Source organism: Actinomadura vinacea (genome assembly GCF_039532545.1).
Lineage (GTDB): Bacteria > Actinomycetota > Actinomycetes > Streptosporangiales > Streptosporangiaceae > Spirillospora > Spirillospora vinacea.
Window position 1 is genome coordinate 178,418 of sequence record NZ_BAAARW010000026.1, and the last position, 24,305, is coordinate 202,722.

Consider the following 24,305-nt stretch of genomic DNA (forward strand, 5'->3'; position numbering starts at 1 on the left):
ACCGGGTCCGCGTCTCGATCGCACGGTCCTTGCCGATCTTGAACGTCCGCAGCGGAGTCCACGCGGTGGTGGTCTACTTGCGCCGGTGTCCCCATCGGCCCGCGTGGCGTTTGCGACCGCTTGCCGCCTCGCGCCGTGTACCGCCGCTGGGCTGTGCGATGCGGACGCTCACTCCGCTCGAGCCGCGCCCCAGCGTGGCAGGACGACGGTTGCCCCGCGGAGCGGCAGAGGCAGCGGTGTCGCCGCTCCGAGGTGCTCGGTGTGCGGTCGGTTTCGCCACCGCCGCCAGAGGTTCGGCCAGCTCACTGGTCTTGGCGACCGCCTCTGCCCGTGCGATCTGCTCGCGCGCCCTGCGGACCCGGGTACGGCCACTGCCACCCCGGGCCGTCCGGACCGCCTTCCCCCGAGTGCTCACCCCGGCCTGAGCCACGCGCAGGCGACGGGTCCACGTCCCCAAGTGCGCGGCGACGACCAGAAGTACCAAGGCAATGCCCACGCTCTTGCCCCACTGCAGGCTGTCGATCGCAGAGGCGTTCGCCGACTTGGGCGAGACCTGCTTGGCCACCTGCGGCGTCGGATAGGTGAAGCCGCGGGCGGCACCGTCCGGCTGTACTGAAGGCAGCGTGACGGGCGAGTCATTATTGAACGGCGTGAGCGGCGCGGTGCCATTCGCCGGAGGGGTGCCGGGGGCCGAGGCCGAGGGCGGCACCGAGCCCAGCGAACCCGAGGACGCGGCGCTCCCGACCGAAGCGCTGGTCGACGCGGTGCCCGAGAGGACTGAGCCGCCCACTCCGTCGGGACGCTTGGCGCGGACCTTGACCGGAACCGAGCCACGGGCTCCGGACGGGACGTTCAGGGTCACTTTGCAACTCGTCCCCGAGCACAGGGAACGGGCCGAGCCGCTCTTGGCCCCGGCGGAACTGGCGCTCACGGTGTACCCGGAGATGTCGTCCTCGAGGCCGAGGTTCCACCGCACAACGATCTTGCCGCCGGAAGACTTCGCCGAGACGCCGCCCGGCTGGGCCGGCGGGATCCGCACCGTGAAGGTGTTCGAGTCGTAGACGTGGCCGGTGATCCCGCCCTTCATGTACACGGTGTACCGGCCGTTGCGGCGCAGCGGGATGGGCGCGGACATGTCACCCGCGAAATTCCGCTTGGTCAGGAAAGTGTCACCCGACCCCGGAATGCTGGCGCGCAACTGCATGTCCACGGCGAAGTCGAAGTGAGCGCGAGCCGTCACCTCGGAACCGCTCTTGATCACGGCGCCGTTCTTGGGAGCGAGCACGGTCGTGGCCGCCGCCTCGGCGGGCACCGACGCACCGAGGACCGGGAAACCCATCGCAAGGGGTGCTGCCAGCACGAGTGCACCAGTCCTGCGAATCCTGGTCACGGCCTCAATCCCTTCATCGAACGACCCGCCGACCGTTCGCGCTCCCTGCCGCCCTGGTGCATCCACCGGGCTCGGAGGCGAGTGGCCGTTGAAGCCGCCGTGTCGAGTGGTACCTGTGCGCTTACGGCAGGGTAACGTACCACTTGGTAGCAAGAATCACAGGAATGTGACAAAGATAGGGCCGCTCGGGCTCACCGTTGTTCAGGACGCCTATTGACACACAGTTCAATGAGCTGCCGGACGTGAGGCTACGCCCTCCTGCTCGACCGGCCCGGCCCTGGCCCGTGAGACGACCTTCAGCCCGTCCGTCTCGAACGGCACTCGCAGAACCATCTCCACCGAGACCTCTGCGATCCGCCCGTGCAACGAGCACGCCGCCAGCCGTCCGCCCGAGTTCCTCACCACCCCTGCCGCCGCCCGGCAGGCCATCTCCCTCCCTTCCACCGCGCGTGCCGCGGCTCCGAGCGCCGCCAGATCCGCTGCGGCATCGGCCCGGTGCCTGGTCACCCGAGCCGACCCCAGGGTCATGGCCGCCACCGCGGCGACCCAGAGCAACGCCATGAACGCCACCACCCACACAGTTCCAGCCCCCCGATCACCCCGCCGCTGCACCAACCTCCCCTTCCACCTCGCCCGCCGCCCCGTAGCGCAACGCTTGTCCCCTAAATCAAGCCCTCGCGCCACACCAGGCCCCCGATCAATCAAGACCGCATCGCCACACCAAAACCGCCCGTCCAGACGCCCGGTACCGGCCTACTCCTGGGCCGCCGGCCAGGCCCGCGGCGGGCTCCCCCAGGCGTTGGCCGGCTCGGGGGTGACGCTGCTCGCGCGCCACACCAAGCCCCTTGGGCACATCAAGCCCCGTGCCACCTAGTTCCCCCCTATCAACAACTCGGGCTGCCGACGAGAGTTGGGACGGGTGCGTTGTCACCCGGCCTTGGTGGCGTCAATGAATCGCTGACCGCGACCGGGTACCGCTGTTCTCCTGAGCCTCGCGGGGTGCCGTGCACATTCGACCGGTGTCTCGGGTTCTACTCACCGACGCCGGGTTCCGTGACGGCCGTGGCGCGTGCACGAATCATGAGTGGGGGAAGCTCGGCACCCGCGGGTGCCTTGACCGGCACGACGATCTCGATTCGGGAAGTATGCGAATCTCGCCGCACCGACACGGACGCCCCTGCGGGCACAGAGCGGGCGACAAGAGCTCTCACCGCGTTCATGGACTCTCCTCGGGCCGCGGCCCGAGCACCGCTTCGCGCCGCGTCCGTACACGCGAGTTGCGTGGAAGCAGCGGTCACACCCCAGATGGACAACGCGGTCACGAGCACGAGCGCCGGCAGCGCCACGGCGATTTCCGCCGTAACCATTCCGTGCTGCCGCCGGCCTCGAGTACTCACGCGACGCTTTGCAAGGCGCTCTTGACAACGGTCATGAGCAGGCTCTTCACGTCCGAGCTTGTGATGACCTTCAGCAGCACACCGGCGAACGCCACCGCAGCCACCACTCCGACCGCGTACTCCGCCGTGGACATCCCGAGATCTCGGGCGTCGCTGCGCCACCGTCTCGCCATCGCCGTCCTGGCCAGTGGCCGCACCAGCATCCTCATGACTCGCATACGCACTCCTTTCGCCTGCGGGCATGGATCGCGCCCACATCAAGCCTCAACCTCCGACACGCTGAGCAACAGGCGAATGACGTTCTGTGGATAACCGTGAGGTACACCAACTCGATGCTGTGACCAGCGAGAACGCTTCGATAGGAGTTCCGGGTCGTCCGCCCCCGAATCCGCCGGATCGAAAACGCACGCACGGGCACGCAAATGGCGATCGCAGATACCGACCACCCAACACTGTTCGCTCCAGGCTGGGCGAGCGCGAACTGCCGACCGCGATACAGGAGGCCACCAGCTCTGAGGCGTGTCCGTGGATCACGTTCTGCTATGTGACGCTCACAACGAACAAGATCCACAAAGCACGTCCCAGTCCGACGCCCTCCGGCAAGTCGACGCGCCCTCTCAGTCGCCCGGATCCGGCCTGCACCTCGCAGCGTTGCCTGTGCTGCGGCACACCGAACGGGCCAACCGGCCCACTCGGAATCGCTTTCGCCATCGTCGGTGCGGCCTCGCTGGGCCTCCTGACCACATCACCGGCGTCAACCTCGCTCAGCGAGGGGCCACAGCGTTCAACGCGCCCGATCCGGACCCCGCGCATAGCGCAGACCGGTAGATGTGGCCCGTGACCGTCCTGCCGTTGGGGACATAAGCAAGCCTTATCAGCGCTGAGCCAACAAGCTCCTTAGGGCCGAGTAGTTGACGCTGGTCGGCGCTGGCCGACTCCCTCTTGGGGAGGCATGCTCTTCCATGGTCAGGGTGCGTGTGCGGCTCGCAGCGTTGGAGGTCTCCGGGCGGTGTTCACCGTGGCAGGAGGATCGTCGAGGCGATTCCGGCGATGGCAGGAACGACCCCCAGCAGGACGAAGGCCGGAAGGAAGCATGCGCCCAGTGGGGCCAACGCTTTGACGCCTGCGGAACGGGCACGCTTGGCAGCCGCCGTTCGCGCATTGCGTCGTTGGTCACGAGCAAGGCGAGCAAGCGGGGCGGCGGGTGCGGCACCGCTCTGGAGTGCTCGGACCGCAGTACGAGCGAGGGGCGCGAGCGTCCCGTCGTCTGCCAAGGCGAGCCAGGCCGCCGCAGGGTCCGCGCCCAGCCGGATTTGAGCGGCCACATGGTCCAGCTCATCGCCGAGCGGGCCGCCGACAGCCCCGGCGACAGCCTCCGCCGCTTGGCTCCAGGGTGTACCGCCACGCAGGCAAGCCGCGAGCAGGTCGACGGCGACGGGGAGATCCGCGGCCAGCCTCGATTGTCGTTTCTGTCGCTTCGCACGCTCTGCACGGGTGAACGATCGATAGACAGCCGCCCCGAGCAGAAGGCCGGCCGTGATTCCGATGAGCCCGCCAAGGAACACCGCACAGCTCACTCCGATCGTGACCGCCGCGATGCGACGACGGAGGCGCTCCCGTGCTGGACGAGATCGTGTGGGCTCGGCCGGGTGTGTCGGTGCTTCTCCCGCCCGTGGCAAGTGACGTCGGTTGGGGATCAAGGCGGAGCCGTGCTGAGTGCGGTCCGGACCTGTCGCTGCGCGCAAGGCCTTGGGGCGCTGATCTGGTGCGCCTCCACGCAATCTCGAAAGTCTGGGCGTTCGTGAACGCGATGGAGTGAGTTGGCGCCTCAACCTTCGGGTGGCGGGTGCGGTCGGACTGGCGAGAAGCAATCCGCAACCAGCCATGCACAACCCCGCCAGCATGATCAGCATGTTGGCCTCCAAAGAGCTTGTCAGTGGCGCGCGAGAGGCGTCATCGCAGTTGTTCTGCTCCCTCGGCCAGCCGGTGCGTCCACCAGAACCCGGTCAGGTTGAGCGCGATGCCGGTGAACAAACAGCCCAGGCCTGGGATGGTGCCGAGAAGAAACGACAGGGGGTTGGCACCCAGCACGGCCGCCATGCCGATGCCCACGAGCGGTAGTGCCGCCAGCAATCGCGCCGTCGCACGCGGGCCGGCGAGGTGTGCGGCGACCTCCTGGCGCTGGGTCTCCTCATCACGTAGCGCCATGGCCAATCCGTCGAGGACAGTGGCCAGCGTGCCGCCCCGCTCGGCGCCGATCCTCCAGCCCGCCGCCAACAATCGAAGCCCCTCGGCTCCGCGCTGGTCGGCCAGTTGCTCCAGGCGGTCGATTGGCGAGACCTCGTCAAGGTGGGCGGTGTTCGGCCCATCGGCGTGAGGCTGCCCTCTTGGATCAGTGAGAGCTTGCCGAAGAGCACTGAGAACACGCGCTGGCCCTCCTGAACAGTGCGCCCTCCTGTGAGGGCCGTCATTTCGCTGGGTGGCGGGGGTACCCAGCAACGCCATGGCGACGTGAGGATCCAGCAGGGCGGCTGTAATTCTGAATGCCTCGTCAGGTGACCTGCCGGCTGCCAGCTCGGATGCCATCCCGTCGCAGAGCTCGATGACCGCCTCACGCCAACGTTGCTCCCGCCGTCTTCGTTCACGAACGCCCTCGCACCGTGCCTTTGCGGCGTGAAGTAGCCGCTCGACACGGCTGGGCATGTGCTCGTGACGGAGTAAACGGCTCAAGCGCTGGCTTGCCTTGCCGGGCTTGTACACCGTCCACACGAGCACGGCTGCACAGCAAGCAGCCAGCACTGCTGTCCCCGACACGGCTCCCCTTCCCCGAAGTGACCGTCCTTGACGGCCCTGCGAGTTGACCCCAACCGCTGGCCGTCCGCCCGGTGAGAGGGCCCGCGAATGAGCACGCCAAACCCCGAGCGCGGTGGCGAAGCAGCGGGCACGTCCGCGTGCGATGCGGACACGTCCGAACGCGGCAGGCAAGTGCGCGGGAGCCTCATGCCGGGCACGCGCGATCGCGGCGGCGGATATGGGGAGTGAGATGTGGGCATGTCCGAGCGCGGTGGGCAGGCGGGGTTGAGTTTGGTGTGGGGATGTTTGGGGCAGGGCCGGGTCTTCATTCCGGGTTCCATAGGTGGTTCAGCCGGGCGGCCAGGGTGGTGGCGCCAGGGGCCAGGACTGCCTCGGCGGTTGAGGTGAACGAAACGGCCGGGACGACGCCGACCAGGCCGTTGGGGGCGCGGCGCAGTAGGCAGATCTCCGCGACTCGTCGTGTTCCGTTCGGAGGGGCGCGTACCAGGTGGACGACGATCTCCAGCGCGGCGGCGAGTTGGCTGTGGACGGCCTCGCGGCTGAGCCCCGCGGCGCATGCCAGGGCCTCCAAGCGCGCGGGTACGTCGGCGGCGGCGTTGGCGTGCAGTGTGCCGCAGCCTCCTTCGTGACCCGTGTTGAGAGCGTTCAGTAGAACTGTGACCTCAGGACCTCGCACCTCCCCCACGACGAGCCGGTCGGGACGCATTCGCAGGGCTTGGCGGACCAGGTCGTGCAGGGTGACACCGCCAGCGCCCTCCACATTGGGAGGACGGGCCTCCAGCCTTACGACATGAGGGTGGTCCGGTCTCAGCTCGGCGGAGTCCTCCACCATGACGAGCCGTTCGGCCGGGTCGGCCAGCGACAGCAGGCAGCTCAGGAGGGTCGTCTTGCCGGTACCTGTGCCGCCGGTGATGAGGAAGGGAGCCCTGGCCGCCACGAGGGCTGCGAGCAGCTCGGCGCCGGCGGGTGGGACTGTGCCGGCGGCCACCAGCTCGTCGAGCGTGAACGCGTGGCGGCGGGGGAGGCGAAGTGAGAGGCAGGTGCCGTTCGGGGCGATCGGCGGCAGTACGGCGTGCAGTCGGATGCCGCCGGGGAGGCGGGCGTCGGCGTAGGGCGAGGCGTCGTCGAGCCGACGGCCGGCGGCGGCGGTGAGCCGCTGGGCCAGCCGGCGCAGCGAAGCCTCGTCCGGGAACCGGGTCGTGGTACGGGTCAGGCCGGCCCCCGCATCGACCCAGACCTCGTCGGGGCCGTTGACGAGGACGTCGGTGACGTGGGGGGAGCGCAGCAGCGGCTCCAGCGGGCCGGCTCCGACGAACTCGGCCCGTAATTGGTCGGCCAGCTCGAGGACTTCCCGATCGCCCAGTAGTCGCTCTTCTGCGCGCACTGCGGTGGCCAGCCGTCCGGCGGTGGGCTCGGCTCTGGTGCTGGCCAGGCGGTCTCGTACGGCTTCTGAGAGGCGGTTCATGGTGCTGGTCTCCTGGTCAGGCGGCCTGGGCCTCTTGCTGCTGCGGCTCGATGCCGAGGGTGGTGAGGATGTCGACGCACAGATCGGCGAGAGAGCTGCCCCGCAGTGCGCGTACCAGATCGCCCGTCTCGACAGCCTTGGGGAGCCGGTGGTCGCGTTCCAGGACTCCTGCGAGGGGGAGGCCCAGGGACCGGGCGACGACCTCGGGGGTGACGTCACCGGGCGCCGGAGCGCGAACGATCACTCTCATGTCGGAGGAGGCGTCGCGAAGGGCGGCCACGAGCGAGTCGGCCGCCAGCGTCGCGCGGACCTCGGCCGGAACGACGACCAGGGTGGTGTCGGCGACGCGCAGCCCCGGCCGGCCCACCTCGCCCTGGTAGCGCGGAACGTCGATGATGACCAGGTCGAACGCGCGCACCCCGGCGTCGATCAGGGCGGGGGCCGCGTCGTCGGTGACGGTCGAGAGGGTGCCGCGTTCCGCCGAGAGCACGGAGAGGTCGCCCAGGCGGGGCAGGGCCTCGTAGAGGTTGGTGGCGCTGAGGCGGCCCGAGCGGGCGGCGAAGTCGGGCCAGCGCGCTCCCTGGTGCTCCTCGATGCCCACGACGAGGTCGATGCCGCCACCGTAGGGGTCGCCGTCGATGAGCAGCGTGCGCAGGCCGCTGCGGGCCGCGGTGACGCCGAGCGCCGCCGACAGGACGCTGGCGCCGACGCCGCCCGTGGCGCCCAGGACACAGACCAGGGTGCCCAGGCCCCTGGGCTCCGAAGCGGCGGCCATGGCGTCGATAATCCAGGACTCGTCGCCGGGGAGCCGGGCGACGTCCTGCGCGCCGAGCCGGACGGCCCTGCGGTAGACCTGCTCGGCGTCCTCGGGCCCGGTGACCACGACGACGCCTTGGCGCCGCTCCGGCGCCTCGGCGGCTATCGCTTCGGCTAGATCGTTCCCGACCAGGATGAGCGTGGGCCACTGCCAGCCCTGCCGGGCCTGCTCCGCGTCGTGGACGAGCTCGATATCGGTGTCGGCGGCGGCGGCCAGCCTCAGCAGGTCGTCGGTGAGTGAAGGGTCGCCGGTCGCGATCATCGCGGCGATGGTCATCAGTGCCTCCCTGGCGGGTCGGGGTGTCCACGATGCTCCGGGACGGGGCGGGGGTGGAACCCCTTCGAGGAACTGTGGATAACTCTGGGAGCAGCACGCCTACCAGGAAGAATATGAATTATGGGTGCTTTGCCAGATAGGTCGTCCTTTTGGGGATGGGAAAGGACGGCCTTCCAGTGGCCGGGCGGCTCATCGGGGCGCACCTTCGGGCTGGTTTCCCAGGCCCAGGTGCTGCACGGGCGGGCTGCCGAAGTCCTGGCGCGGGACGGGCGGTGGCTTTACTCGCTCTGATCTGCGCCTGCTTGCGCCGGGCTGGATCGCCGACGGGGGTCTGCCGGCGGGCGGCCCGGCAGTGGCTTGTTTCGCGGGGCAGAGGAGGCATCTGGGGTGGGTCGGGGGGCGGGGCCGCGTGGTGGGCGGGCCCGCCCCCCGACCGCCTCAGGAACAGGGCGACCCCCGCCGGGGGGGATAGCGGGGGTCGCCGAACGGTCCGGCTCCGGGGGGGTAGAGCCGGCCCGTTTCCCAAGAAAGTCTCGGGGGAGATCACACTAAGCCGGGCGCTAGTTTGATCTATAGGGGAGGCAAAGTGTCGCCTCCAGTCTAGGCAGATACAACATATGCTGCCCGATCGTCGAGACTTCCGTCGAGCGGCAAAGTGGTCCGACAGGTCACGTTTTTTCTCACCTGGTGGAGAAGGTCCCACTCCGGAGAGTGGGGCGACACCGCCGGTCCTTCGCCGCCCCCGCCGGGGATCCGGTGGGAAAGCCACGGGACGAGAGTGGGAGCGTACAGCAGATCTAAAGATCCTTCCGGCACGGCACGAGATCACCGACATAAAGAATCGATCACACTGCGTGATCGATTCGGCGATGTGCCAGAGAAGCCCTGATACCTCCTGAATGCTGCAACGTTCAGTGCGGAGGCCCCGGCTGCGCCGGGCGCGCGGCGGCCGGACGGTTCACGGGCCACCCCTTTGGGACTCTCACATTCTCCAAATAGGGGCTTGTCAGCAGGGCAAATAAGGCGTAGACAGGAGCTACGGACCAAGTGTCCGGGCACGGCAGCCGGGCACCCACGCGCGACCAGCCGCGGGAGGCGCGTCGCGGCGGGCTTGTCCCGCTTCGACGATTATGAGGTGCACGCTTGGTAACCCGGTGTGACGTGGTCGGCGACGGCGCCCCAGAGTGAGGGGCGCCGTTCGCTGTGCGGACGTCATATGCCCGGTCAGCCGCGTTGAAAGGCTTCGCAGATGGCCTGGGAGTCTCGGGCGGCGGCGGCGACCGCGTCCGCACAATGGCGGATCCAGTCGGCCACGCCCTCGGGAGTGCCGGTGATGTAGCCCCGCAAGGACTTGGCGTAACCGTCGGCCAGTTCGGCGTGGCCGATCTCTGGGGCCGTCAGGGACTTGGGGTCGAGGCCACGGGAGACCAGGGTGAGGCGTTCCGCGGCACGGGCGATGATGCCGTCTCCCCAGCCGAACGGGCGGAGGGTGAGGAGTTCGCCGTGCACGACGGCGGCGACCACCAGGGCGGGAGCTTTGGTAGGGCCGGTCAGCAGGCCACTGAGCATGTCCAGGCGGCCGGCGACCTCCGCAGGAACAGGCGGGGGCTGGAGGCCGAGGATTTCCCTGGTGGACTGCCCTTCGGAGCGTGGCCGGCCCAGTTCGGCGCTGTCGACGACGTCCGCAGCGGTCAGAACGTGGAGGCGGGCCAGCACTTGCCTGGGAGCCTGCCGCCAGGTCTCGACAAGGGCTCCCAGTTCTGCGGAGACCCGGAGTGCCCCGTGGACGATGGGGTCTGTGGGGCCTTCGGTGCTGCGGAGCTCGTCCAGGGTCACCGCGGCGCCCTCTAGGGCGGCTGAGGCGCGGGCCCCGCGCAATGCGGATTCGGTGGAGACCTCGGCGCTCCGCCGTCGCAGGATGCGATGTCCTAGGAGGCGATCCACCGCGGTACGGGCATCGGCCACCGCGTCAGCCACTCCAGGCAGATTCGCTACATGGGCCAGGGCATCGGCTTCGGTCACGGGCATGACCCTATGTGGTCGTCCCTAGGGCTCTGTTCGGACCCCCGTGCAGCGAATCGCTTCCGGATGGACGGGGTGGGAACGAGCCGCTGTGGTGGGCCATCACCTAGCATCCGATCCGGAGCCAGAAGCGCAGGGGCGTCCGAGGTGTGCGCGCGAGAAGACTTGTGGGGCGGCACCGTCCCTGGTGAAGTGGGCTTACCGGGCGCCTTCCTCTCGCAAGCAAGGAGTACGCGTTGAGCCAGAGTCAAGAAACACTGTCGAACCTGTTGCAGGAGACGCGGCGCTTCCCCCCTCCCGCCGAGCTCGCCGAGTCCGCGAACGTCCAGGCCGGCGCGTACGACGAGGCCGCGGCCGACCGGCTGGCCTTCTGGGCCCGCCAGGCGGAGCGGCTGACGTGGTCCAAGCCGTGGGCCGAAGTCCTGGACTGGAGCAACCCGCCGTTCGCGAAGTGGTTCGTGGGCGGCGAACTGAACGTCGCGTACAACTGCGTGGACAGGCACGTGGAGGCCGGTAAGGGCGCCAAGGTGGCCTTCCATTGGGAGGGCGAGCCCGGGGACAGCCGTACCCTCACCTACGCCGACCTGCAGCGGGAGGTGAACAAGGCGTCCAACGCCCTGCTGGAGCTGGGCGTGCGCAAGGGCGACCGGGTCGCCATCTACCTCCCGATGATCCCCGAACTGCCGATCTCGATGCTGGCGTGCGCGCGCATCGGCGCCACCCACTCGGTGGTGTTCGGCGGGTTCTCGGCGGACGCGCTCCGCACCCGCATCAACGACGCCGAGGCCAAGGTGGTCGTCACGTCGGACGGGGGCTTCCGGCGGGGCAAGCCGTCGGCGCTCAAGTCGATCGTGGACGAGGCGGTCGAGGGCACCCCGTCGATCGAGCATGTGCTGGTCGTCCGGCGCACGGGCGAGGAGGTCGCGGAGAACTCCCGGGACGTGTGGTGGAACGACATCGTCGAGCGGCAGAGCGAGGAGCACACCGCCGAGCCGCACGACGCGGAACACCCGCTGTACATCCTCTACACGTCCGGCACGACGGGTAAGCCCAAGGGCATCCTGCACACGACCGGGGGTTACCTGACGCAGGTGGCCTACACCCATCACGCGGTGTTCGACCTGAAGCCGGAGACGGACGTCTACTGGTGCTCGGCCGACATCGGCTGGGTGACGGGGCACTCGTACATCGTGTACGGGCCGCTGGCCAACGGCGCCACCAGCGTCATCTACGAGGGCACCCCGGACACCCCGCACAAGGGGCGTTGGTGGGAGACCATCCAGAAGTACAAGGTGACCCTCTTCTACACGGCGCCGACGGCCATCCGGACGTGCATGAAGTGGGGGGACGAGATCCCGGCGGAGTTCGACCTGTCGTCGCTGCGGGTGCTCGGCAGCGTCGGCGAGCCGATCAACCCGGAGGCCTACGTCTGGTACCGCGAGCACATCGGCGCCAACCGGACCCCGGTCGTGGACACCTGGTGGCAGACCGAGACCGGCGCCATCATGATCAGCCCGCTGCCGGGCGTGACCTCGGGCAAGCCGGGCGCGGCGATGACCCCGCTGCCGGGCGTGGTCGCGGACGTGGTGGACGACCAGGGCCGGTCGGTGCCGAACGGCGGCGGCGGGTTCCTGGTGGTCAAGGAGCCGTGGCCGGCGATGCTGCGCACCATCTGGGGCGATGACGAGCGGTTCGTCAAGACCTACTGGTCGCGGTTCGAGGGCTTGTACTTCGCCGGCGACGGGGCCAAGAAGGACGAGGACGGCGACTTCTGGCTGCTGGGCCGGGTGGACGACGTCATGCTGGTGTCGGGTCACAACATCTCGACCACGGAGGTCGAGTCGGCGCTGGTGTCGCACCCGAAAGTGGCCGAGGCCGCCGTGGTGGGCGCGACGGATCCGGTGACCGGGCAGGGCATCGTGGCGTTCGTGATCCCGCGGGGCGGCGCCGGCGGCGAGGTCGAGGGCGAGGAGTTCCTGAAGGAGCTGCGCGACCACGTGGCCAAGACGCTGGGGCCGATCGCCAAGCCCCGGCAGATCATGGTGGTTCCGGAGCTGCCGAAGACCCGGTCCGGGAAGATCATGCGTCGGCTGCTGCGGGACGTGGCCGAGAACCGCAGCATCGGGGACGTCACCACGCTGGCCGACAGCACGGTGATGGATCTGATCTCCGAGAAGCTCCCGAGCGCCAAGTCCGAGGACTGACGCGAGGCTGCCGACCGCTCGGCAGGCCCCTGTGGGACGACTGATGGTCTCCGTGGGTGGGCCGGTCGGTTGCTTCTGGGTGACCCCGGGGCGCGTTAGGCGCGACCCGGGGTCGCCGCGTTCCTGCGCGACCTTCTGCACGCCTTACGGCGTGCCTCGGGGGTGTCCGATGCGGCCCGCGGCGGAGCCCTCCAGGTAGGGTCTGACTATTGGTGTGCCGGGAAGTCTGGTCGGCAGTGAGTCGGGCCGTCCCGGGGCAGCGTGGACGGGTCGGCCAAGGGCCTTACCGCTTACCGCTGCCGCCCGGAGGTTCCATGCCGCGCCGTGTCGCCACCATCTGGCCGTTCCGTCCCACCGTCCGGTACAGCGGCCAGGTCGCTGAAGCGCTGCGGGCCGAGACGGTCGGCGGGGTGGTCATGCTCCTCGCCACCCTTGCCGCCTTGGTGTGGGCCAACAGCCCTTGGGTGGACGCGTACAAAGCCCTTCAGCACTACGAGTTCAGTCCCGAGTGGCTGCGTCTGGGGTCGATGGACCTCCAGCACTGGGCTTCGGGTGGATTGCTCGCCGTCTTCTTCTTCATCGCAGGGCTGGAGTTGCGCGAGGAACTCACCCATGGGGAGCTGCGCAACCCGCGTGACGCTGCGCTACCGGTCGTCGCAGCGATGGCAGGCGTGGCGCTCCCCGCGCTGATATTTCTGGCTGTGAGCGCGGGTGAGCCAGGGGCGCTCAAGGGGTGGGCCATTCCCACTGCCACCGACATCGCTTTCGCATTGGCGGTGTTGGCGGTGACCTTCTCGACTTGCCCGGCTCCCCTTCGCGCGTTCCTGCTGACCCTTGCGGTCGTGGACGACCTTATCGCCATTACGGTGATCGCGCTGTTCTACACCGAGCGGCTCGATCCGGCCCCCTTGCTGGGGGGTGTGTTGCTCATCGCCTTGTACGCGTTGCTGCAGGCCAAGGGGTTCAGGTCACCCTGGGTGTACGGGCCGTTGGCGCTGCTGGCGTGGTTCTTCGTGCACAAGAGCGGGATTCACGCCACCGTCGCTGGAGTAGCCCTCGGCATGCTCACATCGTCTAAGGAAAACAGCGACGAACGGCCGACGAACGCGGAACGGACCGATCACGTACTGCGTCCCTTCTCCGCAGGGGTCTGCGTTCCCGTTTTCGCGTTCCTCTCCGCGGGTGTCACGCTGAACGGGTCCGCGCTGGGAGGGGTGTTCACAGACAGGGTGGCCCTGGGTGTGATCGCAGGGTTGTTGATCGGTAAGTTCGTGGGCGTCTTCGGCGGGGCCTGGCTTGCCGTGCGAGCCGGCCTGGCCACGCTGGGGAACGAACTGCGGTGGCGGGAGATCGCAGGAGTCAGCATGCTGGCCGGGGTCGGTTTCACCGTTTCACTGCTGATCGGCGGTTTGGCCTATACCGACCCCGCACAATTCGAGAGAGTGACGACAGCGGTCCTGATCGCGAGCCTGCTCGCCTCGGTGGCCGCCACCGTCGTCTTCCGGAGGCGGGTGCGTCACCGGGCGCGGGCCGCCGCCCCCCACGGCTGAGGGGCGAACCGCCCGACCGCCCGACCGGCGCACCGCATAACCGGCCGACCGCCGGACCGGCGCACCGCCCAACCGGCGCGCCGCCGACCCGGCGGGGCACCCGAGGTGCCGTGCCCCGGGAGCGGACGGTCGGTGCGGACGGTGTGCATAAGGACACATCCGGATCACTGATGGCGGTACCGGGTGGCTTGACCGATCGCCCGGCTGACAGGCTGTGAGGCCCGTCCTGCTGGCCGGGGCCCTGGAAGGAGAGAGCGAATGTCCGAGGCACTGCCGGGTGAGCGCACCGAGGACAAATCCCTCGGCGAGCTGGTCGCGCTGGCGTCGAGCAACGTCTCCGACCTGGTCAGAGCGGAAATCGATCTGGCCAAGCTGGAAATGAAGGCCGATGCCAAGAAGGCCGCGTGGGGCGGGGTGATGTTCAGCATCGCCGCGCTGATCGCCGGCCTGATCGTGATCCTGCTGTCGATCGCCGCCGCGTACGGCCTGGTCGCGGTCGGCATCTGGCACTGGGCCGCGTTCCTGATCGTGGCCGGGGTCTACCTGCTGCTGGCGCTGGCCCTGCTCGGCATCGGCTACCTGCGCATCAAGAAGATCGACGGGGCCAAGCGGACCCGCAAGACGCTGAAGGACGACCTGACCATGCTGCGCCATCGCGGCGATGCGGACACCCCCGCGCTGACGGACTGACCGGCCATGGCCGGGCACGACGCGTCGCTCGTCGAAGTCGACGGACCTTGGGCCCACCGGGCGGTCAGCGCCGGGGGCACGCGCTTCCATGTCGCAGAGGCGGGTGAGGGTCCCCTCGTGCTGCTGCTGCACGGCTTCCCCGAGTTCTGGTGGTCGTGGCACAACCAGTTGGTCTCGCTGTCCGAAGCGGGTTACCGTGCCGCCGCCGTGGATCTGCGCGGGTACGGGGGGAGCGACAAGCCGCCCCGTGGGTACGACCTGGTCACCCTGGCCGGGGACGCCGCCGGGCTCGTCCGGGCACTCGGTGAGGCGAACGCCATCGTCGTCGGGCACGACTGGGGTGGTCTCCTGGCCTGGACCATGGCGGTCTACCACCCGAAGGTCGTCCAGCGGCTCGCCGTAGTGAGCGCACCCCACCCGTTGCGGTTGCGGCAGGCCGTGCGGAGCGATCCGCGCGGGCAGGGCTGGGCCGCACGGCACACCTTCGGCTACCAGCTGCCCATGTGGCCCGAACGGCGTCTCGTACGGGACGACGCAGCGCTCGTGGGGCAGCTCCTACACGCGTGGTCCGGCCCCGGATGGCCCGATGAACGCACCGAACGCCTCGTACGGCGGGCCATGCAGATCCCTGGCACGGTGCACTGCGCCCTGGAGTACCACCGGTGGTTCATCCGTTCGCAGCCGCGCCCTGACGGCATCCGGTACGCGCACCGCATGCGCACCCCCGTCCAGGTGCCGACCCTGCAGTTGCACGGTTCCCTGGACCCGTGCATGCTCCCGGCCAGCGCCCAGGGCTCGGGCCGGTACGTGACCGCCCCCTACCGGTGGAAACTCATCGACGGCGCCGGCCACTTCCCCCACCAAGAACAACCGCAGGACTTCGACACCCAACTCCTGGGCTGGATGAAGGATCCCGAGCCCGAGCACTGATGCCGATGAAGGCGATCGGGACGCGTGGGCGACAGACACGTGAGCGACAATGGATCCATGCGGGATCGGGACGAAGCGGGGCGGCCTCGTAGCGCTCGGCCGCGGGACGCGTACGGCCGCCCCCTGCCGCGGGGCGCCTCCGGGGTACCGACGATGCCCGACGACCTGTCCGTGACGCCCACAGAGGCTCTGGAGGAGGCTCAGCGGCTTCTGGACGAGGACAGGCCGTTCCATGCCCATGAAGTCCTGGAGGCCGCCTGGAAGGCCGCACCGCCCCCTGAACGGGAGCTGTGGCGCGGTCTGGCCCAGATCGCCGTGGGAATCACCCACGTACGCCGGGGCAATCCCCGCGGGGCGCGGGCGCTCCTAGGGCGGGCCGCCGACCGCATCGAGACCTACAGCGGCGAAGAGGCCCCGTACGACATCGACGTCCCGGGCATCGTCGAGGAGGTCCGGGAGATAGCCGAACAGGCCGAACGGGCCGACGAAGGCCCGTCCATGCCGATCCGCCTCCACCTCACCCGCCGATCCGCCGGCCCGCCAGGCTGACATCCTCCGGCCGGCCGACGTTCCCCAGGCCCCTTCGGCATGTCCACGGATCTACGTTCTGTTGCGCGACACCCCAGGCACACAACTCGCCGCGTTGTCATCGGTCGACAGCCGAACCAGGGCTGACTCCCTCCCCCGCCTTACGGTGCACGCACCTGGACCCCGCTCACGACGAACAAGACCCATCAGACACGCCCTAGTCGGAGCAGTTCTGGGTGTTCACAGCGGCGGTGGCGGCGGCGCCCGCGCGGGCGTCCGAGGCGACCTCACCGGCGGTCAGCGCATAGCCGGTCGCGGGGGCGTCCAGGGCGGCGGCGAAGATGACGCCGTAGACGCTGCCGTCGCGGGCGAGGAGCGGTCCCCCGGAGTTGCCCGGCTCGACCGTGCCCCGGATGGCGTAGATCTCCCGGTTGACCTGGCCGGTGTGGTAGATGTCCGGGCCCTTGGCGGTCTGCCGGGCGCGGATCCGGGCGGCGCCGGCGGTGAACGGGTGGTTCTTGGGGAAGCCCGCGATGATCGCGTCGTCCCGGACCCGGGCGGGCCCGGCGAACTTCAGCGGCGGCGCCTGCAGGCCGGGGACGTGCAGCACGGCGATGTCGCGCTTGGGGTCGTACAGGACGACCCGGCCGCGGTCGCGGGAGCCGCTCAGCGAGGAGATCACCGACGGGCCGCGGGCGCCCGCCACCACGTGCGCGTTGGTCATGACGCGCTCGGGCGCGTACACGAACCCGGTGCCCTCGATCTTGCGCTGGCACTGCGGGGCGGTGCTGGTCACCTTGACGATGCTGCGCTTGGCGTCGCGCAGCGCCTGGGTGTCGAGGATGGCGTCGTTGGGCGGCGGCACCTCGACCACCGACTCGCCGCCGAGGCCGTTGAAGACCTGCGGGAACTCGCTGCTCTTCACGAACCCCTGGAAGGAGGCGAACCAGGTCTGGGCCTGCGGCGGCATCATGTCGTTGATGCCGTTGATGACCGTGGAGGCCTTGACCTGGGTGCGCACCGGCCGGAACTCGGAGTTGGCGACCAGGGTGCCGAAGAACCAGGCGACGATCAGCAGCGACAGCGCGCTGACCACGGCGCCGCCGGCCGCGTCCGCCGCTCGCGCGTTGTCGCCGGTCACCCGGTTGCGCAGCACCGCGCCCAGGGAGGAGGCGACCAGCTGCCCGAGCGTGGCGGCCAGGAACGCGGTGACGATCGCCAGCAGCGCCTGCTGCGCGGCGCCGTCCACGGCCGCCTCGGCGATCGGCGGGGCGATGAGGACGCCCACGATGCCGCCGCCGACGAAGCCGCCGAAGCTCAGCAGGCTCACGATGAAGCCCTGCCGGTAGCCCGAGACCGCGAACAGCACAAGGAGCACGAGCAGTATCAGGTCCAGAAGGTGGTCGCCCAGCACCGCTTCACCGTATAGCGCGCGGCCCCCTGCGCACGTCCCCTCGGTGTACCAGATTGCGTGGACGCGTATAGCCGTGCGGAGTGACACGCCCCCTTCGCCCGTCGCGCGGCGGGACGAGATCGCCGGTCACGGCGCGGTTCGTGCCCGATCATGGATGGCGCGGAGCGGCTCGCCGGCCCGCCCGATCGTTTCACCGAAATCCTGCCAGGGGCACCGGCCGTCCCGGTTCGGGGCGGCCGAGGCTGCCGGCACCGGGTTCGGGTTCAGTCTCGGGCGGCGAGGTCGAGGGCTTCGGACGGCAGGTCCTCTACGCGATCGGTGTCCCAGGGGAGCTCCCAGCCGCCCGCTTCGAGCACCTGGGTGAGCACGCCGGCGGTGAAGCCCCACACGAGCATGTCCCGGACGCGGAAGGCCGGGCCCATCTTGAGCCCCGAGGGGTGCCGGATGGTCAGGCGGTTCGACGGGTCGACGAGTTCGGCGATCGGCACCCGGGCCACCGTCGCGACCTCTCCCGGGTGGCCGGGGGCGATCTCGGACGGCTCGCGCCACCAGGCGGCCACTGGCGTTACACGGTGGCCGCTGTGGGCGAGGTACAGCTCGGGGAGCGTGGTCAGGACGTGCACGCCCGCCGGCTTCACCCCTGCCTCTTCCCAAGCCTCGCGCAGGGCGGCCCCAACAGGCCCGTCGTCTTCGGGGTCGATGCGGCCTCCGGGGAACGCTGGCTGCCCTGCGTGCTTGGCGAGCGTGGCTGCGCGTTCTGTGAGGAGGACGTCCGGCCCCTCCGGGCCGTCCCCGAACAGGATGAGCACCGCCGCCGCGCGCGCGCCGTTGACGGGCCGCATCATTGGCGGGACGGTGAAGTCCTGGGCTCGGGCACGGAACCGGTCAAGCCAGACGGGGGGCTCGGAGAGGAGATCGGTCACCCTTTAGCCAACCCCAATAGACCGCAGTTCCTTCCCGGGTGCCGGCCGGGACTGCTTCCCGAACGACTGCCCCAGCGGCGTTCCGGAAGCCTTTTCCCAGCTCACGTCCCAGCTCACGTCCCAGCTCACAGCTCAGCTCGCGGGGCTCACGAGAAGGGCCCCTCCTTGACCAGCTTGCGGGCCGTGGCCTCGTCGGTCGGGCCCTCGCCGTACGCCGGGCACAGCCGGACCAGCGGGCAGACGCCGCAGGCCGGACGGCGGGCATGGCAGATCCGGCGGCCGTGCCAGATCAGCCGGTGCGACAGGATCGACCACTCCTTGCGGGGGATCAGGGCGCCGACCTCGTGCTCCACCTTCACCGGATCGGTGTCGGCCGTCCACCCGAAACGCCTGGCCAGCCGGCCGAAGTGGGTGTCGACGGTGATCCCCGGGACGCCGAAGGCGTTGCCGAGCACCACATTGGCGGTCTTGCGCCCCACCCCGGCCAGCGTGACCAGTTCGTCGAGAGTGCCCGGAACCTCGCCGTCGAAGCGTTCGCACAGGTCATGCCCGAGTTTCATAATATTGTTGGTCTTGGCCCGGAAGAATCCGGTCGACTGGATCATCCGCTCGAGTTCCTCACGGTCCGCGGCGGCATAGTCCTCGGCGGTCCGGTACCGGGCGAAGAGAGCCGGTGTGACCGCGTTCACCCGGCGGTCCGTACACTGGGCGGACAAAATCGTGGCGACCAGCAGCTCAAGCGGACTGGTGAAGTCCAGCTCGCAGTGTGCGTCGGGGTAGAGCGCGGCCAGCTCGCGGTTGATCCGCCGGGCACGGCGGACGAGTGCGAGGCGCGTCTCCACCCGGGGCCGGGGCTTGCGGGGCGCCGTCACGGGGGCGGGACTACCGTTGCGAGGCACGTGGGCAAGGGTACGTCCTCAGGCCCCCGCGATCGGCGCGTCGCAGACCCTAACCTTCGTACGCGGTGGGACGTACGTCACACTATGTATGTAGGTTTTTGAGGAGGAGAAGGCGTGACCGACCGCGACGTGGACGTACTGAGCAGAGCCCCGCTATTCGAGGCACTCGACGAGCAGGGCGCCAAGGCGCTGCGCGCCAACGTGACGGAGGTGCGGCTGGCGCGCGGCCAGACGCTGTTCAACGAGGGCGAGACCGGCGACCGGCTGTACGTCGTCCTGGACGGCAAGATCAAACTGACCAGGGCGGCCCCGGACGGCCGGGAGAACCTGCTGAGCGTGCTCGGCCCCAGCGAGATGTTCGGCGAGCTGTCGCTGTTCGACCCGCGGCCCCGCACGGCCAGCGCCATCGCGGTGACCGAGTGCCGGCTGGCCGGGCTCGGCCATGACGATCTGCGTCCCTGGCTGACCGGGCACCCGGAGGTGGCCGTCCAGTTGCTGCGGGCCCTGGCCCAGCGGCTGCGCAGGACCAACGACGTGATGGCCGACCTGGTCTTCACCGACGTCCCCGGACGGGTGGCCAAGCAGTTGCTCGACCTGGCGGAGCGATTCGGCCAGCCGTCGGAGGCCGGGCTGCACGTCCACCACGACCTCACCCAGGAGGAGCTGGCGCAGCTGGTCGGCGCGTCCCGGGAGACGGTCAACAAGGCCCTGGCCGACTTCGCGCAGCGCAACTGGCTGCGGATCGAGGCGCGGGCCGTGGTGATTCTTGACATCGAAAGGCTCCGCAAGCGCTCCAAGTGACCCGGGCCCCCTCCGGCACGATCACATCCGCCCCCCGTGATCGTGCGGTCGCCCTTACCCCCGAGACTCCCAGGGACCACTGGCACCGCACGGCCTCGGAAAACGCTCCGGTCTGCCCCTCCCAAACCCGCCTTTCCCCTCCGCCCCCACATCGCCGAGCCGCCGGACGGCGCTCAGGAGCGTTCGTTCAGGTACTCGAGCTGGGCCTTGACGGACCACTCGGCCGCGGGCCAGAGCGACTTGTCCACGTCCGAGTACACGCGCGCGACCACCTCCTTGGCCGTACGCGCGCCTGCCGCGACCGCGTCCTCGACCTGCGCGAGGCGTTCGCGCCTGTGGCCGATGTAGTAGTCGAGCGCGCCGATCGGGTCGTCGAGCTTGGGGCCGTGCCCGGGAAGGATCGTGGCGGCCTCGACGTCCTCGGAGAACTTCCGCAGCCGGTCCAGGGAGCCGAGATAGTCGCCGAGCTTGCCTTCGAGGACGGTCGTCCCGTACCCGAGGACGGTGTCCCCGGTCAGCACGGCGCGGTCGGCGGGGAGCCAGAAGGTGAGCGAGTCGTTGGAGTGGCCGGGAGTCTCCATCACGCGCAGCTCCAGGCCGCCCGTGGTGATCACGTCGCCCTCGGCCAGGCCCTCGTCGCCGAGCCGGTGGCGGGGATCCAGGGCCCGTACGGGCACGCCGCCGGCCCGCGATCCGCCGGACGTCCCAGCGGCCGCGGCCGCGGCGAGCTCGGAGAACCTCGCGGCCCCCGCCGAATGATCGGGATGCCCGTGCGTGAGGATCACCAGCCCGACCCGGCGGCCCTGCGCCGCGATCCCGTCCACGACCCGCTTGAGGTGGACGCCGTCCTTGGGCCCCGGATCGACGACCACGACCTCTTCCGCACCGGGCTCGCCGATGACCCAGGTGTTGGTCCCGTCCAGCGTCATCGCGGACGGATTCGGCGCCAGCCAGCAGGTCGCCCGTTCCGTCCCGATCCCGTCGATCTCGCTCATTCGTCCCATCCTGCCCGACCGCAGATCGGGGTGGCGGACGGGGTTCCAGCCCAGCCGCTCCAGGTGCCGCAGCGCCGAGGTCCCCGCCAGCCGCCACATGACGGCCCGCGAGAGCGGCGCGCCGCCGCGGCGCGGGGACATGGCCGTCACCCCTTCGGGTAGTACTCCTCGGCGCCCTCCGGCAGGACGAGATACGCGTCCCCGTCGATGATCTTCGCCCGGGGCTCGTGCACCACGATCTCGCGGGGCGCGGCGAGCACGTCGGCGACGGTCTCGTACCCGGCCAGCTCCGACAGGGTGGCCAGGGTCGGCGGCATCATGAACCACTCGCCGCGGACGGCCCGCTCGACCGCCTCGGCCGGCCGCACCCAGAGCACCCGGTCGGCCTCCGTGCTGACGTCGCGGGCCCGCTGCCCGGCGGGCATCCCGGCCACGAAGAACCGGGTGTCGTACCGCTTGGGCTCGATGGACGGGGTGATCCAGTGCGCCCAGGGGCGCAGCAGGTCGGTGCGGAGGACCAGGCCGCGCCGGTCCAGGAACCGCCCGAACGACAGGGAGCGGTCCAGCAGCGCCTGCCGGTCGGCCTCCCAGTCCTCGCCCCTGGTGTCGTCCACGACCGTGCTCTCGGTGGGACCGGCCAGCAGGACCAGCGTCTCCTCGAACGTCTCGCGGAGCGCGGCGCAGACCAGCTCGCGCGCGAGCGTCTCGTCCGCCTTGAACGCCGTGCCCCATTCGGCGGGGGAGGGCCCCGACCAGGCGAGCGCCGTCTCGCCGTCCCGCGGGTCCACCGAACCGCCGGGGAAGACGTAGGCGCCGGGGGCGAAGGCCATGGACGCGACGCGCCGCAGCAGGAACGCCTGCAACCCGTGCCGCTCGTGGTCGCGCAGGACGACGACGGTGGCCGAGTCCCGGGCGGGGGCCGGCTCGATCTTGCCGGCCGCGATGTCCTCGGCCCGCTCCCGCAACTGCTGGGGGAGCTTCAGCCCGGTCACCATCGCCCGCTCCCGCGTGTGGTCCTCATGGCGGCCAATTCGGACATACCGAATGGCGTTCCGTCAAGCCCGCCGGTGCCGCGGCGGGCGGACACGGCCCGCCGTGAGATCGGCGTACGACCCGGACGCGACCTCACGGTGGGCACCCGCGGACGGCGCGTCGTCCGCGCTGGTCCCGGCGTGCCCGGCGCCCACCGGACGCGGCACACCGGGACGTCAGGAGAGTTCGGCGATCAGTTCCACCTCGACCGGCACGTTCCTGGGCAGCACGGCCACGCCGACCGCGCTGCGGGCGTGCCGGCCCGCCGCGCCGAAGATCTCGCCCAGCAGATCGCTGGCTCCGTTGATCACCTGGGGCTGGCCGTGGAAGTCCGGAGCGCTGGCGACGAACCCGACGACCTTGACGATCCTGACGATCCTGGACAGCTCGCCCACCTCGGCCTTGAGCGCCGCGACGCAGTTGAGTGCGCAGATCCGGGCCTGCTCGACGGCCTCGTCGAGACCGACCTCGGCACCCACCTTGCCGAAGACGCGCAGCTCGCCATTGACGAACGGGACCTGCCCGGAGGTGTAGACCAGGTTCCCGGTCCGCATGGTCGGCACGTAGGAGGCCACCGGCTTGGCGACCGCGGGCAGCTCCAGACCCAGCTCGCCGATGCGCTCCTCGGGGGTGCTCACCTTCACTTCTCCAGTTCGCGCTTGAAGTAGGCCACGAGGTTCTCCGGGTTGGGCCCGGGCAGAACCGTGACGAGTTCCCACCCGTCCTGGCCCCAGTTGTCAAGGATCTGCTTGGTCGCGTGGACCAGCAGCGGAACGGTCGCGTACTCCCACTTCTTCATAGCGCTCAGCCTAGAGGTCCCGGCCTACGGCGCTCGTCTACCGGGCCGGGGCAGCGCGACATCGCGCTCGCGCCGCACCCGAGGCCACTTCGAGACAGGCCTTGACCCGGCTTGGCCGGGCCCACGGCCGGGCCCTTGCCCCCGCAAAGCGGACGGTCAAGCCTTGTGGTCCGGGGGCTCGGCGGCCTGCCCGTCCTGGCCGGATGTGAGGCCCGGGACGTGATCGGGCTGCTCGTTCGTGCCCACCTCGCGCTGGGCCTCCGCATCCGCGCCCTGGCCTCGTTCGAGACCGGGTGCCCGCTCGTGCTCCTTCTCCTGCTTGGGCGCGTCCAGTCCGATCACCGGCGGCACGTCCTCGGCCGCTTCGAGCGTGGACGGCCGCTCCGCCGCCTTGGCCAGCTCCTGCTCTGCCTTGGCGAGCCGTTCGCCCAGGTCCAGCCGCTCCTTCTCGGCGCCGGCGGCGGGCGCGGCAGGGGCGCCGCCCGACATGCGGTCGAAGAACCTCAGCACCTCCACCGGAAGCGGCATGACCAGTGTGCTGTTCTTCTCCGCGGACACCTCCACCACCGTCTGCAGCAGCCGCAGTTGCAGCGCGGCCGGGTCCTGGGACATGATCTCGGCGGCCGCGGCCAGCCGCTTGGACGCCTGGAACTCGCCGTCCGCGGTGATGATCCGCGCGCGCCGCTCCCGTTCCGCCTCCGCCTGCCGGGCCATCGAACGCTTCATGCCCTCGGGCAGCGAGACGTCCTTGATCTCCACCCGTTCGATCAGGATCCCCCACGGTTCCTGGGTGATCTCGTCGATGATCTTGCGCAGTTTCTGGTTGATCTTCTCTCGCTCGCCCAGCAGCTCCTGCATGTCCGCCTGGCCGATGACCGAACGCAGCGAGGTCTGCGCCACCTGGGAGACCGCGTAGCCGTAGTTCTGCACGTTGACGATGGCCTTCACGGGGTCGATCACCCGGAAGTACACGACGGCGTCAACGCGCACGCTCACATTGTCTTGGGTGATGCCGTCCTGACCGGGGACCCCCATCGTGACGGTCTGCTGGTTGACCTTCTGCATCCGTTCCATGACCGGGACGATGAAGGTCAGCCCGGGGCTTCGTACCGCCCCTGGACGCAGCTGCCCGGCCGCCTGTACCCGGCCGAACCGGAACACGATGCCGTGCTCGAACTGCTGGACGACCCGTACCGCCGAAGCCACCCCGATCAATGCCAGGATGCCGAGGACGAGGATGAGGAGTGCTGCCGCTTCCATAGCGGCCACCTTTCACGCGACGACCGGTTCCACGTTTTCCAGCTAACCTCGCGGGCACGGCGGAGAACAGGGGGCGGAAGCCTCCCTGTGCGGAATGGT

The 24,305-nt window shown here is 69.9% G+C and carries 23 protein-coding genes; 6 read left to right on the forward strand and 17 right to left on the reverse strand.

All coding sequences use genetic code 11. The features are described from left to right. Positions 1 to 73: 73 nt before the first annotated feature. From ABD340_RS33890 to ABD340_RS33930, 9 genes are all read right to left on the reverse strand, one after another. A complete protein-coding gene (locus ABD340_RS33890) occupies positions 74 to 1,390 on the reverse strand; it encodes a hypothetical protein (protein ID WP_344594594.1) in 1,317 nt (438 codons plus the stop codon). A 225-nt stretch (positions 1,391 to 1,615) separates the two neighbouring features. Further along, a complete protein-coding gene (locus ABD340_RS33895; protein WP_425547498.1) occupies positions 1,616 to 2,074 on the reverse strand; it encodes an Rv3654c family TadE-like protein in 459 nt (152 codons plus the stop codon). 347 nt (positions 2,075 to 2,421) lie between these two features. After that, positions 2,422 to 2,757, reverse strand: coding sequence for a TadE family type IV pilus minor pilin (locus ABD340_RS33900; RefSeq protein WP_344594598.1), 336 nt, complete (start codon positions 2,755 to 2,757; stop codon positions 2,422 to 2,424). A gap of 26 nt (positions 2,758 to 2,783) precedes the next feature. Further along, the gene (locus ABD340_RS33905) at positions 2,784 to 2,996 is read right to left on the reverse strand and encodes a DUF4244 domain-containing protein (RefSeq protein WP_344594600.1); all 213 of its coding nucleotides are present in this window, start codon (positions 2,994 to 2,996) and stop codon (positions 2,784 to 2,786) included. 804 nt (positions 2,997 to 3,800) lie between these two features. Then, on the reverse strand, positions 3,801 to 4,700 hold the full coding sequence (locus ABD340_RS33910; RefSeq protein WP_344594602.1) for a type II secretion system F family protein: 900 nt from the start codon (positions 4,698 to 4,700) through the stop codon (positions 3,801 to 3,803). Between the two features lie 40 nt (positions 4,701 to 4,740). Then, complete coding sequence (locus tag ABD340_RS48170; protein WP_425547503.1) at positions 4,741 to 5,490, reverse strand: type II secretion system F family protein; 750 nt, start codon at positions 5,488 to 5,490, stop codon at positions 4,741 to 4,743. Positions 5,491 to 5,905: 415 nt separating this feature from the next. After that, positions 5,906 to 7,066 carry a TadA family conjugal transfer-associated ATPase gene (locus ABD340_RS33920; protein ID WP_344594605.1) on the reverse strand — a complete coding sequence of 387 codons (1,161 nt, stop codon included), beginning with the start codon at positions 7,064 to 7,066 and terminating at the stop codon, positions 5,906 to 5,908. Between the two features lie 16 nt (positions 7,067 to 7,082). Continuing rightward, entirely contained in the window at positions 7,083 to 8,159 is a 1,077-nt protein-coding gene (gene ssd / locus ABD340_RS33925; protein ID WP_344594607.1) for a septum site-determining protein Ssd, read from the reverse strand. Between the two features lie 1,224 nt (positions 8,160 to 9,383). Next, positions 9,384 to 10,187, reverse strand: a complete 804-nt coding sequence (locus ABD340_RS33930; RefSeq protein WP_344594608.1) for a Fic family protein — start codon at positions 10,185 to 10,187, stop codon at positions 9,384 to 9,386. 230 nt (positions 10,188 to 10,417) lie between these two features. Between ABD340_RS33930 and acs the strand changes: the two genes are divergently transcribed. The 5 genes from acs to ABD340_RS33955 all read left to right on the forward strand — a co-directional run bounded on the left by acs (position 10,418) and on the right by ABD340_RS33955 (position 16,104). Then, entirely contained in the window at positions 10,418 to 12,385 is a 1,968-nt protein-coding gene (acs, locus tag ABD340_RS33935; RefSeq protein WP_344594609.1) for an acetate--CoA ligase, read from the forward strand. A gap of 314 nt (positions 12,386 to 12,699) precedes the next feature. Beyond that, the gene (nhaA, locus tag ABD340_RS33940; protein ID WP_344594611.1) at positions 12,700 to 13,935 is read left to right on the forward strand and encodes a Na+/H+ antiporter NhaA; all 1,236 of its coding nucleotides are present in this window, start codon (positions 12,700 to 12,702) and stop codon (positions 13,933 to 13,935) included. 258 nt (positions 13,936 to 14,193) lie between these two features. Then, complete coding sequence (locus tag ABD340_RS33945) at positions 14,194 to 14,625, forward strand: phage holin family protein (RefSeq protein WP_344594612.1); 432 nt, start codon at positions 14,194 to 14,196, stop codon at positions 14,623 to 14,625. 6 nt (positions 14,626 to 14,631) lie between these two features. Next, the gene (locus ABD340_RS33950; protein WP_344594614.1) at positions 14,632 to 15,555 is read left to right on the forward strand and encodes an alpha/beta fold hydrolase; all 924 of its coding nucleotides are present in this window, start codon (positions 14,632 to 14,634) and stop codon (positions 15,553 to 15,555) included. A gap of 153 nt (positions 15,556 to 15,708) precedes the next feature. Further along, entirely contained in the window at positions 15,709 to 16,104 is a 396-nt protein-coding gene (locus ABD340_RS33955) for a DUF309 domain-containing protein (RefSeq protein WP_344594615.1), read from the forward strand. A 196-nt stretch (positions 16,105 to 16,300) separates the two neighbouring features. On the opposite strand, the gene ABD340_RS33960 is transcribed toward ABD340_RS33955, so the two are convergent. The 3 genes from ABD340_RS33960 to nth form a co-directional block, all read right to left on the reverse strand. After that, positions 16,301 to 17,497 carry a MarP family serine protease gene (locus ABD340_RS33960; RefSeq protein ID WP_344594617.1) on the reverse strand — a complete coding sequence of 399 codons (1,197 nt, stop codon included), beginning with the start codon at positions 17,495 to 17,497 and terminating at the stop codon, positions 16,301 to 16,303. A 263-nt stretch (positions 17,498 to 17,760) separates the two neighbouring features. Continuing rightward, on the reverse strand, positions 17,761 to 18,420 hold the full coding sequence (locus ABD340_RS33965; RefSeq protein WP_344594619.1) for an NUDIX hydrolase: 660 nt from the start codon (positions 18,418 to 18,420) through the stop codon (positions 17,761 to 17,763). Positions 18,421 to 18,566: 146 nt separating this feature from the next. Next, entirely contained in the window at positions 18,567 to 19,319 is a 753-nt protein-coding gene (gene nth, locus ABD340_RS33970; protein ID WP_344594621.1) for an endonuclease III, read from the reverse strand. 114 nt (positions 19,320 to 19,433) lie between these two features. On the opposite strand from nth, the gene ABD340_RS33975 reads away from it, so the two are divergent. Beyond that, positions 19,434 to 20,120 (forward strand): Crp/Fnr family transcriptional regulator, encoded by a 687-nt coding sequence (locus ABD340_RS33975; protein WP_344594623.1) that lies wholly within the window; start codon positions 19,434 to 19,436, stop codon positions 20,118 to 20,120. Positions 20,121 to 20,293: 173 nt separating this feature from the next. Here the strand turns inward: ABD340_RS33975 and ABD340_RS33980 are convergent, their stop codons facing one another. From ABD340_RS33980 to ABD340_RS34000, 5 genes are all read right to left on the reverse strand, one after another. Continuing rightward, positions 20,294 to 21,256, reverse strand: coding sequence for an MBL fold metallo-hydrolase (locus tag ABD340_RS33980; protein WP_344594624.1), 963 nt, complete (start codon positions 21,254 to 21,256; stop codon positions 20,294 to 20,296). Positions 21,257 to 21,261: 5 nt separating this feature from the next. Beyond that, on the reverse strand, positions 21,262 to 22,110 hold the full coding sequence (locus tag ABD340_RS33985) for an NUDIX hydrolase (protein ID WP_344594625.1): 849 nt from the start codon (positions 22,108 to 22,110) through the stop codon (positions 21,262 to 21,264). A 213-nt stretch (positions 22,111 to 22,323) separates the two neighbouring features. Continuing rightward, positions 22,324 to 22,785, reverse strand: coding sequence for a RidA family protein (locus ABD340_RS33990; protein ID WP_344594626.1), 462 nt, complete (start codon positions 22,783 to 22,785; stop codon positions 22,324 to 22,326). 2 nt (positions 22,786 to 22,787) lie between these two features. Next, positions 22,788 to 22,946: a Sp36 family protein gene (gene sp36, locus ABD340_RS33995; RefSeq protein WP_285700350.1), complete on the reverse strand. Its 159-nt coding sequence runs from the start codon at positions 22,944 to 22,946 to the stop codon at positions 22,788 to 22,790. A gap of 156 nt (positions 22,947 to 23,102) precedes the next feature. After that, positions 23,103 to 24,206: a slipin family protein gene (locus ABD340_RS34000; protein WP_344594628.1), complete on the reverse strand. Its 1,104-nt coding sequence runs from the start codon at positions 24,204 to 24,206 to the stop codon at positions 23,103 to 23,105. Between the last annotated feature and the right edge of the window lie 99 nt (positions 24,207 to 24,305).

Coding starts and splice junctions, on each gene's coding strand:
- ABD340_RS33910 (WP_344594602.1), bottom strand. CDS start 4,700: ATGCTGATCATGCTGGCGGGGTTGTGCATGGCTGGTTGCGGATTGCTT.
- ABD340_RS33955 (WP_344594615.1), top strand. CDS start 15,709: ATGCCCGACGACCTGTCCGTGACGCCCACAGAGGCTCTGGAGGAGGCT.
- ssd (WP_344594607.1), bottom strand. CDS start 8,159: ATGACCATCGCCGCGATGATCGCGACCGGCGACCCTTCACTCACCGAC.
- ABD340_RS33905 (WP_344594600.1), bottom strand. CDS start 2,996: ATGAGGATGCTGGTGCGGCCACTGGCCAGGACGGCGATGGCGAGACGG.
- ABD340_RS34000 (WP_344594628.1), bottom strand. CDS start 24,206: ATGGAAGCGGCAGCACTCCTCATCCTCGTCCTCGGCATCCTGGCATTG.
- ABD340_RS48170 (WP_425547503.1), bottom strand. CDS start 5,490: ATGCCCAGCCGTGTCGAGCGGCTACTTCACGCCGCAAAGGCACGGTGC.
- ABD340_RS33930 (WP_344594608.1), bottom strand. CDS start 10,187: ATGCCCGTGACCGAAGCCGATGCCCTGGCCCATGTAGCGAATCTGCCT.
- ABD340_RS33950 (WP_344594614.1), top strand. CDS start 14,632: ATGGCCGGGCACGACGCGTCGCTCGTCGAAGTCGACGGACCTTGGGCC.
- ABD340_RS33985 (WP_344594625.1), bottom strand. CDS start 22,110: ATGGTGACCGGGCTGAAGCTCCCCCAGCAGTTGCGGGAGCGGGCCGAG.
- sp36 (WP_285700350.1), bottom strand. CDS start 22,946: ATGAAGAAGTGGGAGTACGCGACCGTTCCGCTGCTGGTCCACGCGACC.
- ABD340_RS33900 (WP_344594598.1), bottom strand. CDS start 2,757: ATGGTTACGGCGGAAATCGCCGTGGCGCTGCCGGCGCTCGTGCTCGTG.
- ABD340_RS33945 (WP_344594612.1), top strand. CDS start 14,194: ATGTCCGAGGCACTGCCGGGTGAGCGCACCGAGGACAAATCCCTCGGC.
- ABD340_RS33980 (WP_344594624.1), bottom strand. CDS start 21,256: ATGTCCCCGCGCCGCGGCGGCGCGCCGCTCTCGCGGGCCGTCATGTGG.
- ABD340_RS33920 (WP_344594605.1), bottom strand. CDS start 7,066: ATGAACCGCCTCTCAGAAGCCGTACGAGACCGCCTGGCCAGCACCAGA.
- nhaA (WP_344594611.1), top strand. CDS start 12,700: ATGCCGCGCCGTGTCGCCACCATCTGGCCGTTCCGTCCCACCGTCCGG.